The following is a 12,298-nucleotide window of genomic DNA, read 5'->3' on the forward strand; positions in this document are numbered from 1 at the left end:
AATAACCTCGTAATCACATTTCAGCAGGAATTGAAGCTATTTGGGTATATAGCGCTCCGAAAAGCGCTATATAATATTAATTACTTAGAAGACTTAGGTACGAACGAACCTGCTTCCATACGAGGTGGGAATTCTTTGAATGTACCCATCACTTCTTTCACTGTATCCATCGCTGGCATCATTAAGAATGAACGCTCGTACATCCAACGAGAGTAACCCATACCTTGGTCACCACGTTCGAATGGGTCGATACTCAAGTCGAAGATCAATGGAACACGAAGTTTAGTAAACGGCTTGCGCCATACATCCATGCCCGTTTCATTCTCTTGAATCATAAAGTGGAACTTGTACTTTCCTTGGCGTAATGCCACAAGATCACCGTCATCGCTCCAGTAAACGAACTCATTACGAGCAGATTTGTCTGATTTACCCGTTAGATATGGCAGTTGGTTATAACCATCTAGGTGAACTTTATAGTCCATATCACCAACTTTCTTACCTTTTAGTAATTCATCTTTAACTTTGGTGTCACCCGCTGCAGCAACCAATGTCGGGAAGAAATCCTCTAATGACATCATGCCGTTGAACGTTTTACCTGCTTCGATGTTTCCAGGCCATTTAATCAACATCGGCACACGGAAACTGCCTTCCCAGCCAGTGTTTTTCTCAGAGCGGAATGGTGTCATCCCTGCATCAGGCCACAAATCAACCATAGGGCCGTTGTCAGTGGTGTAAACAATGATTGTATTGTCATCCACACCCAACTCTTTGATCTTGTTAAGTAGTTGACCAATTTGATCATCGTGCTGCTTAACACCATCCGCGTAGAAACCAGCGCCTGTTTTACCTTGGTATTCTTCAGGAACATGCGTGAAGTTGTGCATGCGAGTGGTGTTAAACCAAGTAAAGAACGGCTTATCCGCTTTTACTTGTTTTTCTATGAAGGTTTCCGCGGCATCAAGGAATTCACCGTCAACATTTTCCATACGCTTACGCGTAAGTGGACCGGTATCTTCAATTTTGCCGTCAGCGTAAGAGTGGATTACGCCACGAGGGCCAAATTTCTTCTTGAACTCTGGATCTTTAGGATAATCCACGTTCTCTGGCTCTTCTTCCGCGTTCAAGTGATATAGGTTGCCGAAAAACTCATCAAAACCGTGGTTGGTAGGAAGGTGTTCGTCTCGGTCACCTAAATGGTTCTTACCAAATTGTCCGGTTGCGTAACCCATTTGCTTGAGCACAGTTGCAATCGTTGGATCTTTTTCCGAGATACCTTGCGGAGCGCCTGGTAAGCCCACTTTTGATAGACCAGTACGTTTTGGCATTTGACCTGTAATGAATGCAGAACGGCCTGCTGTCGAACTTTGCTGTGCGTAGAAGTTAGTGAACTTCGCACCTTCTTTAGCAATGCTATCGATGTTCGGCGTGTTGTACGCCATCATGCCTTGGTTGTAGGTACTAAGGTTCCAGTAACCAACATCATCACCAAAGATGACAAGAATGTTGGGTTTGTCCGCTGCGTGTGCAACTGCAGATGCAGCGCCTAATGCTAACGTACATGCGTTAAGTACGAGTTTTTTACTGCTCGTTTTGGTCGCATTTTTCATATTATCTCCAAGAGTTCGCTAGTGCGTAAAAATGGTATTCGCTTTTCAATACCATTGCTGATATAAGATAAAGCACTAATTTCAGGCGATAAATGCAGTCAGAATTAGTTAACCTATAAATTAAATTTATGAGTAACGTTATGGACTTGAATTTGATCCAAACTTTTCTTGTTGTCGCGGAGTTCCAATCTTATACAAAAGCCGCGGAACAATTGGGGCTTACGCAACCTGCTGTGAGCGCTGCAATAAAGCGTTTAGAACAAGTGGTCGATAAGCAATTATTTGTCAAAAAAGGGCGAGGTATTGCACTAACATCCACCGCCTATCAACTGCTACCGCAATTCCAGCAAGCGGTTAATATCATTGACAATGCGATATCCGATAAGAATCATTTTGAAGTGTGTTGTTCCGAAATTTTATTGCACATTATGGACCCGATAAAGAACACTATTTTTTATGAATCGCCACCCGAAAAGTTCTTATTATTTGAGCTTCTAAGACAACAAAAAGTCGATCTTGTCATTGATACTGTTATCACAAAAGATGCCGCATTTATTATTGAAGATGCCTACGAAGAAGAGGCGGTGATTATCTGTCGTGAGAATCATCCCCGCGTGCAAGGCTCGCTCTCAAAAGAACAGTTTTATGAGGAAACTCACTGTTTGTTTTCAGGGAAATGGAACAACATGAGCGGTTTTGAACAGCTATCCCAAGAAACTATTCAAGAGAGAAAAGTCGATTTGATCACATCTTCGCTTGCTGGTATGGCGTTGTACGTCGCGCAACGCGATTGTTTAGGCTTAGTGTCTCAATCTTTTGCAAACAAATGGAGTAAAGCCCTTAAGCTTCAAGTTCTGCAATGCCCTATTTCTATATGCGCTATCCCTTACAAGTTTGTTTACCACAAGCGAGAGATCAACAACCCTGCTCATATTGCGCTACGTGAAAAAATTAAAGCGAACTTAACGGCTGCGCACTACGAGCCAGTTTCCTTGTAGGCCTTGTTGATTCGCATTTTCTTTGCCATTCGTTGCTCTTAAAGCTTTTATTAGACGGAAAAAGAGGCTCATATGAGCCTCTTTTCTATATGGTTGTATCGTATTGCTTACGTAGCACTAGCCTACTTATTTGGGTTCTCTTTTAATTTCTCCATCACTTGATCGAGCGAGAAGCTTGCCGCTTTTTGCCTTGGTGGAAACTCTTTAAACGTTTCGAGGAATCTGCCTACGTAAGCTTGTGCAGGAACCAGCATGTAAGCACGGTCTAACATCCAATCATAGTAGGTGTTGGAAGTGATATCAGCCACTTCGTAAGGGTCCATACGTAAGTTGAAGATCTTAGGAACACGAAGTGTGGTGAATGGTTCCGCCCAAATGCGCAGCGTACCTTTTGCTCGTTGCTCCATGAAAACCAGTTTCCATTTGTTATAACGAAGCGCGGTTAAGTCTCCATCATCCGAGAAGTAAAAAATCTCTTCACGCGGTGCTTTCTCTTCTTTGCCAGTTAAATATGGCAGGAAGTTGTAACCATCGAGATGCACTTTGAATTTCTTACCATTCGTACTATAGCCTTTGAGTAATTTCTCTTTGATACTGTCATCACCCGCGGCAGCAACGAACGTTGGCATCCAGTCCATGTGATGCATGATATCATTCGAGACAGAGCCAGCTTTAATTTTACCCGGCCAACGTACCATTGCAGGAACTCGGTACGCACCTTCCCAGTTAGTATTTTTCTCTCCACGGAATGGCGTTGTGCCAGCATCTGGCCACGAGTTCATGTGTGGACCATTATCGGTTGAATAAAAGACTATCGTGTTGTCTTTTATGCCCAAATCGTCCACTTTTTTCAGTAGTTGGCCGACATGATTATCATGCTCGACCATGCCATCTGCATACTCACTGATACCTGTTTTTCCCGAATTCTCTTCTTTCACGTGGGTGCGGAAATGCATACGCGTTGCGTTCCACCAGACGAAGAAAGGTTTTTCAGCTTTGACGGCACGATCCATAAAATCGAGTGCCGCATCCAACGTCTCTTCATCCACGGTTTCCATACGCTTGCGAGTCAGAGGCCCGGTGTCCTCGATTTTGCCGTCAGCGTACGAGCGAATAACGCCTCGTGGACCAAATTTTTTACGAAATTCTGGATCTTTAGGGTAATCGACGTTTTCTGGTTCTTCCTCGGCGTTCAAGTGATAAAGGTTGCCAAAAAATTCATCGAAGCCGTGGTTAGTAGGCAGGTGTTCGTCTTTGTCGCCTAAATGATTTTTACCAAATTGACCCGTCATATAGCCCATCGGCTTCAACATTTCTGCAATGGTGGCATCTTCTTCCTTCAAGCCAAGATCTGCGCCAGGAAGCCCTACTTTACTTAAACCCGTTCTAAGGACGGTCTGGCCGGTGATAAAAGTAGAACGGCCCGCAGTACAAGATTGTTCACCGTAATAATCCGTGAACATCATTCCCTCTTTCGCGATGCTGTCTATGTTTGGTGTTTTGTATCCCATCAAACCGAAGGTGTAAGCACTGAGATTGGATTGGCCAATATCATCACCCCAAATGACGAGAATGTTAGGTTTCTCTGCCGCGATACTGCTACTTGTCGCGCCAATTAAGGCGGCGGCAAGAATCGCTAATCGACGTTTTACGCCATATTTCGCTGTCATATAAACCTCTGTGTGTATTAGAAAAGAGCTTCCTGCAACAGAATGTATAGTCTAGAAATAGTGGATAAGCGAATCTTAGAAATAAGAACTTTAGATACATTAAAAGCTGCTCTATTCCCCAAAATAGCTGATTATTTGCTTTAGAAATTGTGGTAGTACTTATTGATTTGGCGATTTAAATTGGTGCTCTTTCCGTCGTAGAGTTATTTCTTCCATATCAGAATTTTGATATGACTCCGACATATTGCATTACAAATAAAATACAGCATTGATTTCACGTTAGCATTAATGATAATAGTTTTTACTATCATTAATAATTAAAATGCCAATATGTTTGAGTATACCCTTTCGTCTGCTCCTAAGACGGCAGCTTCCGATAACGGTCTCAATAATGAATATGAGCTCGTACTGGATAAGCACAGCCATACTGTGATGATAAATCGTCCGTCAGACAAAAAGTTAGTTCAGCTTACAAGCGTTCAATTTGAGCTGCTCCGTACTCTGACTCATTATCAAGATCAAGTGCTTAGCAAACCTTTCCTTTATGAAACGGTACTGAAGCGCACGTTCTCAGAGCATGACCGCGCACTCGATATGCACATTAGTAGAATAAGAAAACGACTGGTTAGCGAAGGGATTAACGCGGATCGAATTCAGACCGTTCATCGACAAGGTTATGTATTTAAGCATGCGAAAAAGTAAAGAAATCGCGGCGAATTGCTCCAACTTTTGGTAATTGACCGCTTATTTTGCTTTAATTAATGCAAATTCTAATCACGTAAAATAACTCAATGAATTTGCGCTTAATTTTTATACTTTGCATTGCTACATTGTTTGCTGGCTGTGCAACCTATGCGGGCCTTAACTATGACCAACTGTTTGGTCCACAGCTCGTTCGTGAACGTACGGCGGACGTGGCTACACCTCAAGCAAACTTCTTCCAAAGCGAAGTCAAACCCATTATGGATAACCGCTGTGTCGTCTGTCATGCGTGCTACGATGCACCATGCCAGCTTAAGCTTTCTTCCGTTGAGGGTATTGACCGTGGCGCGAGCAAAGCACTGGTATATGAAGGAACAAGACTTACTGCCGCCGCGCCAACACGCTTATTCGAAGATGCAGAAACAACCCAAGAGTGGCGCGATGCGGGTTTTCATCCGGTACTTAACGAACGTGATCAGAGCATGGCGGCCAACATTGATGCAGGCCTCATTGCACGTTTGCTACAACAAAAAGAACGCCACCCGCTGCCTGATCAAGTCCAGTTAGAAGGTTTTGATTTTTCGATAGACCGAGAACAAACCTGTCCAACAATTGAAGAGTACGAACAGTACGAAAAAGATAACCCAACCTGGGGAATGCCTTTTGGTATGCCAAACCTATCAAACAGTGAATATCACACACTGATGACTTGGCTGGAAAACGGCGCGATAATGAACGTTCACCAACCAATTAGTGAACAAGAGCAAGCTCAAATTGACAAGTATGAGACTTTGCTCAATCGCGCTGATCTAAAAAATCAACTGATGGCTCGCTATATTTACGAGCATTTGTTTTTGTCTCACCTCTACTTTTCAGAACTCACTGAAGATCCTCGATTCTTTACGTTAGTTCGTTCTTCTACTCCACCGGGGCAACCAGTAAAACGTATTTCAACACGTCGCCCGTACGATGATCCCGGGGTTGAGCGCGTGTTTTATCGAATTATTCCAGAACAAGGGACGATTGTAGATAAAACGCACATGCCGTTCGCGTTAAACAAGCAACGTATTGAAAACTGGAACACATGGTTTATCGATGCTGATTACACAGTTAATCAACTACCGAGTTATGAACCTGAAGTTGCTGCAAACCCGATGACATCATTTATCGACCTTCCGGTTAAATCACGCTTCAAGTTTATGTTGGACAACGCGCAAAACACGATCATGGCTTACATTAAAGGGCCTGTTTGTCGTGGCCAACTTGCACTGAACGTTATCAATGATCGCTTTTGGATATTCTTTCTAGATCCAGATAAAGCAGATATCCCTGAAGTAAATGAGTTTTACCGCTCTCAGGCTGATAACCTAAGACTGCCAGCAGAGCAGGAAAGCAACACTCTGCCTGTTACCAACTGGGTTAAATACGCGCGTCAGCAAGCTCGCTACCTAGAAGCCAAGTCTGAATTTACCAATAACTGGTTTAAGGAAGGCGAAAACCTATCCACCGACGTAATTTGGGACGGTAATGGCACCAACCACAATGCGGCATTAACGATTTTCCGCCACTTTGACAGCGCGTCAGTCGTACAAGGGTTAGTTGGCGAGCAGCCGAAAACGGTATGGATTCTTGACTACGCGTTACTAGAACGCATCCACTATTTGCTCGTTGCTGGGTTTGATGTGTACGGCAACTTCGGCCACCAACTCATGACACGAATGTTCATGGACTTCTTGCGTCTGGAAGGCGAAAGTAACTTTATCTCGTTGCTGCCAACCGACATGCGTCATGAACTGCAATCAAGCTGGTATAAAGATCAAAGTCCACAGTTAAGTGACTTTTTACAACGCAACGTGAAGCCATTTAACCAACCAACCAGCGTCGAGTTCAAAACTGACGATCCAAAAACAGAGTTAGTCGAATTGCTTAGAGAACGAGTCTCAGATGTTCTTCTTCCGCGCTACGAGCTTAAAGATACTGAGCTTTCTGTTCAAAGTGAAAAACAGCTCCAACGTATTGGCCAAGTTCGTGGAGAAGGCCTAAAAACCGTTCCGCAAATCACCATGCTTATGGTGAGAAGCCAATCTGGAAAAGATGAGTTGTTCACCTTACTTCACAATAATGCACACACGAATATCTCTAGCTTGTTTGATGAAGAAAGCAACCGGGACTTTGCTAACGATGATATGACCATCGTACGTGGCGTTGTTGGAAGCTACCCAGCGGCATTTTTCTCGATCAACGAAAATCAAGTAAAAGAATTTGTCGATCAATTTAGTGCCATCCAAAATGAATCCGATTACGTTAAGTTGTTGGATAATTTTGCGATTCGCAGAAGCTCAGAAAAATTCTGGCCGTTTAGCGATCGTCTGCACAATTGGTACCGTACAAAACAACCGATCGAATTTGGATTACTTGACTATAATCGTTTTGAGAATCGATGATGATTTAAGGGGGTTCTCATGGGTATCCGAGATAACATTGCCGCTCTTGAACAACAGATTTACGTTGCTTGTTCTGAGGGAGACTACGAAACGGTCAACATGCTTGAGCATCAACTCGAATACTTGCGTGGCAAAGTGGAGCATCCTTTTGATGACGACCCTTATGCCCTAGACACTCGATTCGAGTGGGAAGATGACATGACCGAATAGAAAAAACCTCCGGCTTGCCGGAGGTTTTTGTTTTTGGGATGCAATTGATTTACTTCGCCATCAACTCATCAAGAGCTTGAATTGATTCAGACACTTGAGACACCAATTGATCTTTAGTCGCCATGTAGGTATCTAAAGGTTGAGGCGCAGCTTCAATTTCTTGGCAAGAGTTCATTAATGCCGTAAGCCCTAAACTCCCTGCGCTGCCTTTTAGTTTGTGAGCAAGGTTCTTCACTTCTTTACTGTCATTACCACCAGCAGACGCTTGCAGCTTGCTTAGTACATCGGCACTGGTCGTTCTAAACAGATTAATGATGTGCAACATCTTCTCTCTGCCCAAGATTTTCATATCGGACTCAATCACGCTCGGGTTAATGATGACCACATCTGATTCCTCTGCTTTAGGGACTTGAACAACCTTTGATTGTATCGCTTGTTCTTGAGGTGAAGTTTGATCAAACGGGGTACAGTCGGCATTTTGTGGCAACAACAACGGTTTTCCATCCAGCGCATCCTGAATCAATGCCGCTAGGGCTTCTTTTGCCAATGGTTTAGGTAAATACCCGTCAAAACCTGCAGCTAAATAGCGCTCAACTTCTTCGGCAAAAACGTGCGCAGACACTGCAATCATAGGCGTAGCAGCAAGGGCTTTATTAGCTGGTTTGTTACATTCAATTTGTTTTAAACGTTGGATTAACTCGGTTCCATCACAGTCTGGCAAGTTGATATCGACTAAAGCGATATCAAAATCCTGCGTGCTGATCAGTTGCTCTGCCTGTGAGCCGTTTTCTGCCATCACGACCTGGTGGCCCATGCTTTCTAAAAAGCCTTCCGCAACCACTCGGTTTACTTCATTGTCTTCTACCAACAAGACTTTCGCTTTCACTTTGCAGCGCGCGGTTGCCACTGCACCGGTTTCAACAGGTTCACTTTCCTCTAATGGAATGGAGAACCAGAATCGACTGCCATGTCCTTCTTCAGAATCGACTTCTAAAATACCGCCCATCGCTTCAATGATTCGTTTACTGATGGCAAGGCCAAGACCCGTTCCTCCAGTTTGACTCATCCCACCTTCGGCTTGCGTGAAGGCATCAAACAACGTTTTCTGATCTTTTTTGGCAATACCTATCCCGGTGTCTGATACTTCAAATAGGACTTGCGACTCATCCTCTGGGTTGAGGCTAACGTAGATATCAATTTCACCTTCGTCAGTAAATTTAATCGCGTTTCCGACAAGGTTGTTCAGCACCTGACTGATTCTGGTGACATCCCCTTTCCAATAGCGACTTACATCACTTTCAATATGATAGGAAAACAACAGCTTCTTCTCTTGAGCTCGACTGTTCATCAACTGGAAAGTGTCTTCAACCATTTGGTGTAAATCGAAGCCCATGTGGCGAATCTCTAAATGCCCTGCTTCAATCTTGGAGTAGTCCAGCACATCATTCAGAATCGCGAGCAACGTTTTACCACTGCGGTTGATGATTTCCGCATAACGCTTTTGAATAGGGTTGAGGCCTGAATCAATCAACAAACGTGCCGTTCCGAGTACTCCATTCATCGGCGTTCTGATCTCATGGCTCATGGTCGCCAAGAATGCTGATTTAGCTCGACTCGCTTGCTCTGCTTGCTTACGAGCTTTCGCGTGATTCAAAACCTCTTCATTCAAACGGCGGTTCGCTTGTTTTAACTGTGAAGTGCGTTGCTCAACGAGCTCTTCCAAATGCTCTTTGTGCTCTTCGAGCTCTCGCTTGGCTTGAGCTTCTCCCTCTGCGACCACTTTTAGCGCTTGCGCTGTATTTCGAGCCGTGATGATAGCTTGCCCCATATGCGCTAGCTCATCTTTGCCTTTTACCTCCAGCTCGACGGCTAAGTTACCCTGCGCCACAGAAAGCAGCGCGGCAGAGTACTCTGCCAATCGCTTAACCACAGAAAGGTATACAACACGCCATAAAATCAGCACCAACACAATCAAACCAACAATTGAAATCACCGTTAGAGACCACTGAGCGAATTTCAGCGTGCTCGTCAATTCATCCACAGCGACGGTTGTCGTTTTGTTTGAATCATCAACCAACTTGTTTACGGTACCATTCAGCTCCGAAAACAATTCCAGTGTCTTTTGCATCAGTTGTTGAGATTGTTCGTTATTCTCATACTGCTGCATCAAAATAGTGAACACGACCTGACGCTTACCGAGCTCTGTTAGTAGTTGGCTCATTTGTTTGGAGCGAGTGGGATCTTCTACGGCAAGCACACGGCGCTTCATGATTTTGAGATTACTTTCAAAATCACTTTGCACCTGCTGGATTCGCTCAATATTGGTTAATGTGCGAGCTTCTTCAATTTGATTCAGCATTTTAAAAGCCAATAAGTGCAGCTCATGCAATCGCTCTGTCAGATCTAGATCCACTTCCACCAGCGCATCTAGTGCCTGATAAACTTGCGATTTTTTATTCGATTCTAATAAGTCATAGATATGTGTGACGTTAGCAACGGCAATGGTGCTCGTGTTCTGAACTTGCGTCCGAGTTAGCTGTTCCAACTCTTCACTCAGTAAGCGCATCTCTTCGACACGAGTATCAATCTCTTTTGCCAGCCACAGCTTTCTTTCAACCGAAACACCAAGTTCTGCCAAGTTGTCGATAACGTTCTGGACGTTATTCTCGAGATCTTCTAGCAATTGAGAATCAAACGACTCACTCCCCAGCTCTTTGATATGAGTAAGCAATGATTCGAGCTGTTCGAAAAGCACACGCCCAGACTCTTTTCTTTCCTGCTCGTTTCTTGCGTTTGATAACAGTTGTACAGACGAAATGATGCGAGTACTCAACTCAGAGACTTGCCTCGCTTCAATCATGGCGGGAATTGCAGAATCCACGACATTTCTTTCCGTCTTGGCAACTAAAGAAAATCCAGACACACCAATAAGTGCCGATAACATAACCAGCATTGCCATCGCAATGAAAGACAACAAGAGTTTACGACCGATGCTTGCGGTTGCTAGCAACATATTTTCATGACCTTAATGTTCGTGTTCAGCGACATATTACGTTATATTTTGCAGTGTTTACTTAATCTATGCCAACGAACTTCATTTCATGGTTAAAAATCAACACGCATTTCGCACAATTTTCAAACATTCTGCAGTCACATTAGCCCTTGTCGCTTCTTTACCAGTGGTTGCAGCAGAAAAAGTATGTGCCATTTACCCTCACCTAAAGGATTCATACTGGTTATCAGTAAACTATGGAATGGTGTCCGAAGCGAAAAAAGAAGGCGTCGAGCTGAGAGTCCTTGAAGCGGGTGGCTACCCAAACAAAACGCGTCAAGAGCAACAACTCGCACTGTGCAGCCAATGGGGAGCAGATGCGATTGTCCTTGGGACAGTGGACCCACAGGCCTATGAACATTCGCTTAAGAATTGGGTCGGAAACATTCCTGTCTTTGCTACTGTGAACCAACTCGATCTGGATGAAGAGCAAAGTGAGCTGTTAAAAGGTACGGTCGGTGTTGACTGGCACTGGATGGGATACGAAGCGGGAAAATATCTGGCTGCTCGTCATCCAAAGGGATCAGGAAAAACAAACATTGCCTTACTTTTGGGGCCGCGTACTCGTGGAGGTACGAAGCCCGTGACTGCCGGATTTTATGAAGCGATCCAAGGAAGTGATATCAACATCGTTGACTCGTTTTGGGCAGACAACGACAAAGAGTTACAGCGTAACCTGGTTCAACGTGTGATTGATATGGGAAATATAGATTATATCGTTGGCAGCGCGGTTGCGATTGAAGCCGCTATCAGTGAACTGCGTAGCGCAGGCAAAGCTGAGGAGATCGGTTTGGTTTCTGTGTACTTAAGTCATGGTGTTTACCGAGGACTATTGCGTAACAAAGTGCTCTTCGCACCAACAGATAAAATGGTGCAGCAAGGCAGGCTTTCCGTCATGCAAGCAGCACATTACTTAAGGGGCAAAGAGTATGACAAACATGCCTCACCAACCATCAAACCACTGACTCCGAAGACACTTCATGACGATACGATCGAAGAATCGTTATCTCCGTCAGAATATAGGCCGACATTCCGTGTTAAGGCTGTTGATTGAAAGACAAAAAACGTGTTCTATTGAATAACAACAATTTTAAAATCATACAAACGGAAACATCTTGATGCAAAAAACCATTCGTACCATGCCAACCCACAAACATGTGGCTTTGGTTGCCCATGACAACTGCAAACCTGAGCTACTTCGCTGGGTAAAAGAAAACAAAGAAAAACTGCAGAGTCACTTTCTTTACGCGACAGGCACAACCGGACACATGTTGAGCAAAGAAACTGGACTGGCGATTAAGAGCATGATCAGTGGCCCAATGGGCGGTGACCAACAACTTGGCGCGCTCATTTCAGAAGGTAAGATCGACGTTCTCGTTTTCTTCTGGGATCCGCTAAACGCCGTACCTCACGACCCAGACGTTAAAGCGCTTCTTCGTATTGCTAGCGTTTGGAATATTCCTGTGGCAACGAACCGAGCCACCGCTAAGTTCTTGTTTAACTCCCCTCTTCTTGAGCAAGAAGTGGATATTGAAGTACCGGATTACGAAGCGTATCTTGCTGAACGCATGTAAGCTTTGATGCCAACCGAATAACGTAAAGGCGATACTGAGTA

The 12,298-nt window shown here is 44.2% G+C and carries 9 protein-coding genes; 6 read left to right on the forward strand and 3 right to left on the reverse strand.

Annotated elements, in window-relative coordinates; genetic code table 11:
- Window positions 1–80: 80 nt before the first annotated feature.
- The gene (locus FKN16_RS00780; RefSeq protein WP_005396660.1) at window positions 81–1,607 is read right to left on the reverse strand and encodes an arylsulfatase; all 1,527 of its coding nucleotides are present in this window, start codon (window positions 1,605–1,607) and stop codon (window positions 81–83) included.
- Window positions 1,608–1,747: 140 nt separating this feature from the next.
- On the opposite strand from FKN16_RS00780, the gene FKN16_RS00785 reads away from it, so the two are divergent.
- The gene (locus FKN16_RS00785) at window positions 1,748–2,605 is read left to right on the forward strand and encodes a LysR family transcriptional regulator (RefSeq protein ID WP_170901762.1); all 858 of its coding nucleotides are present in this window, start codon (window positions 1,748–1,750) and stop codon (window positions 2,603–2,605) included.
- Between the two features lie 122 nt (window positions 2,606–2,727).
- Here FKN16_RS00785 and FKN16_RS00790 read toward each other — a convergent pair whose 3' ends face one another.
- A complete protein-coding gene (locus FKN16_RS00790; protein WP_170901763.1) occupies window positions 2,728–4,275 on the reverse strand; it encodes an arylsulfatase in 1,548 nt (515 codons plus the stop codon).
- A 330-nt stretch (window positions 4,276–4,605) separates the two neighbouring features.
- On the opposite strand from FKN16_RS00790, the gene FKN16_RS00795 reads away from it, so the two are divergent.
- The 3 genes from FKN16_RS00795 to FKN16_RS00805 all read left to right on the forward strand — a co-directional run bounded on the left by FKN16_RS00795 (window position 4,606) and on the right by FKN16_RS00805 (window position 7,631).
- The gene (locus FKN16_RS00795; RefSeq protein WP_243327909.1) at window positions 4,606–4,977 is read left to right on the forward strand and encodes a winged helix-turn-helix domain-containing protein; all 372 of its coding nucleotides are present in this window, start codon (window positions 4,606–4,608) and stop codon (window positions 4,975–4,977) included.
- Window positions 4,978–5,066: 89 nt separating this feature from the next.
- Window positions 5,067–7,421, forward strand: coding sequence for a fatty acid cis/trans isomerase (locus FKN16_RS00800; RefSeq protein ID WP_170901764.1), 2,355 nt, complete (start codon window positions 5,067–5,069; stop codon window positions 7,419–7,421).
- An 18-nt stretch (window positions 7,422–7,439) separates the two neighbouring features.
- Entirely contained in the window at window positions 7,440–7,631 is a 192-nt protein-coding gene (locus FKN16_RS00805; RefSeq protein WP_005376565.1) for a hypothetical protein, read from the forward strand.
- Between the two features lie 49 nt (window positions 7,632–7,680).
- On the opposite strand, the gene torS is transcribed toward FKN16_RS00805, so the two are convergent.
- Window positions 7,681–10,644 carry a TMAO reductase system sensor histidine kinase/response regulator TorS gene (gene torS, locus FKN16_RS00810; protein WP_170901765.1) on the reverse strand — a complete coding sequence of 988 codons (2,964 nt, stop codon included), beginning with the start codon at window positions 10,642–10,644 and terminating at the stop codon, window positions 7,681–7,683.
- Between the two features lie 43 nt (window positions 10,645–10,687).
- On the opposite strand from torS, the gene torT reads away from it, so the two are divergent.
- Together torT and FKN16_RS00820 are read left to right on the forward strand one after the other, a co-directional pair.
- A complete protein-coding gene (gene torT / locus FKN16_RS00815; protein WP_082244885.1) occupies window positions 10,688–11,737 on the forward strand; it encodes a TMAO reductase system periplasmic protein TorT in 1,050 nt (349 codons plus the stop codon).
- A 64-nt stretch (window positions 11,738–11,801) separates the two neighbouring features.
- Window positions 11,802–12,257, forward strand: a complete 456-nt coding sequence (locus FKN16_RS00820; protein ID WP_005376571.1) for a methylglyoxal synthase — start codon at window positions 11,802–11,804, stop codon at window positions 12,255–12,257.
- Window positions 12,258–12,298 lie beyond the last annotated feature (41 nt).

It is taken from the genome of Vibrio sp. 11-4(1) (assembly GCF_013048625.1).
GTDB classification, from domain to species: domain Bacteria; phylum Pseudomonadota; class Gammaproteobacteria; order Enterobacterales; family Vibrionaceae; genus Vibrio; species Vibrio diabolicus.

What these genes read in the sequence shown, in the direction of transcription:
- FKN16_RS00780 (WP_005396660.1), bottom strand. Translation starts at nt 1,607, where the DNA reads ATGAAAAATGCGACCAAAACGAGCAGTAAAAAACTCGTACTTAACGCA.
- FKN16_RS00785 (WP_170901762.1), top strand. Translation starts at nt 1,748, where the DNA reads ATGGACTTGAATTTGATCCAAACTTTTCTTGTTGTCGCGGAGTTCCAA.
- FKN16_RS00790 (WP_170901763.1), bottom strand. Translation starts at nt 4,275, where the DNA reads ATGACAGCGAAATATGGCGTAAAACGTCGATTAGCGATTCTTGCCGCC.
- FKN16_RS00795 (WP_243327909.1), top strand. Translation starts at nt 4,606, where the DNA reads ATGTTTGAGTATACCCTTTCGTCTGCTCCTAAGACGGCAGCTTCCGAT.
- FKN16_RS00800 (WP_170901764.1), top strand. Translation starts at nt 5,067, where the DNA reads ATGAATTTGCGCTTAATTTTTATACTTTGCATTGCTACATTGTTTGCT.
- FKN16_RS00805 (WP_005376565.1), top strand. Translation starts at nt 7,440, where the DNA reads ATGGGTATCCGAGATAACATTGCCGCTCTTGAACAACAGATTTACGTT.
- torS (WP_170901765.1), bottom strand. Translation starts at nt 10,644, where the DNA reads ATGTTGCTAGCAACCGCAAGCATCGGTCGTAAACTCTTGTTGTCTTTC.
- FKN16_RS00820 (WP_005376571.1), top strand. Translation starts at nt 11,802, where the DNA reads ATGCAAAAAACCATTCGTACCATGCCAACCCACAAACATGTGGCTTTG.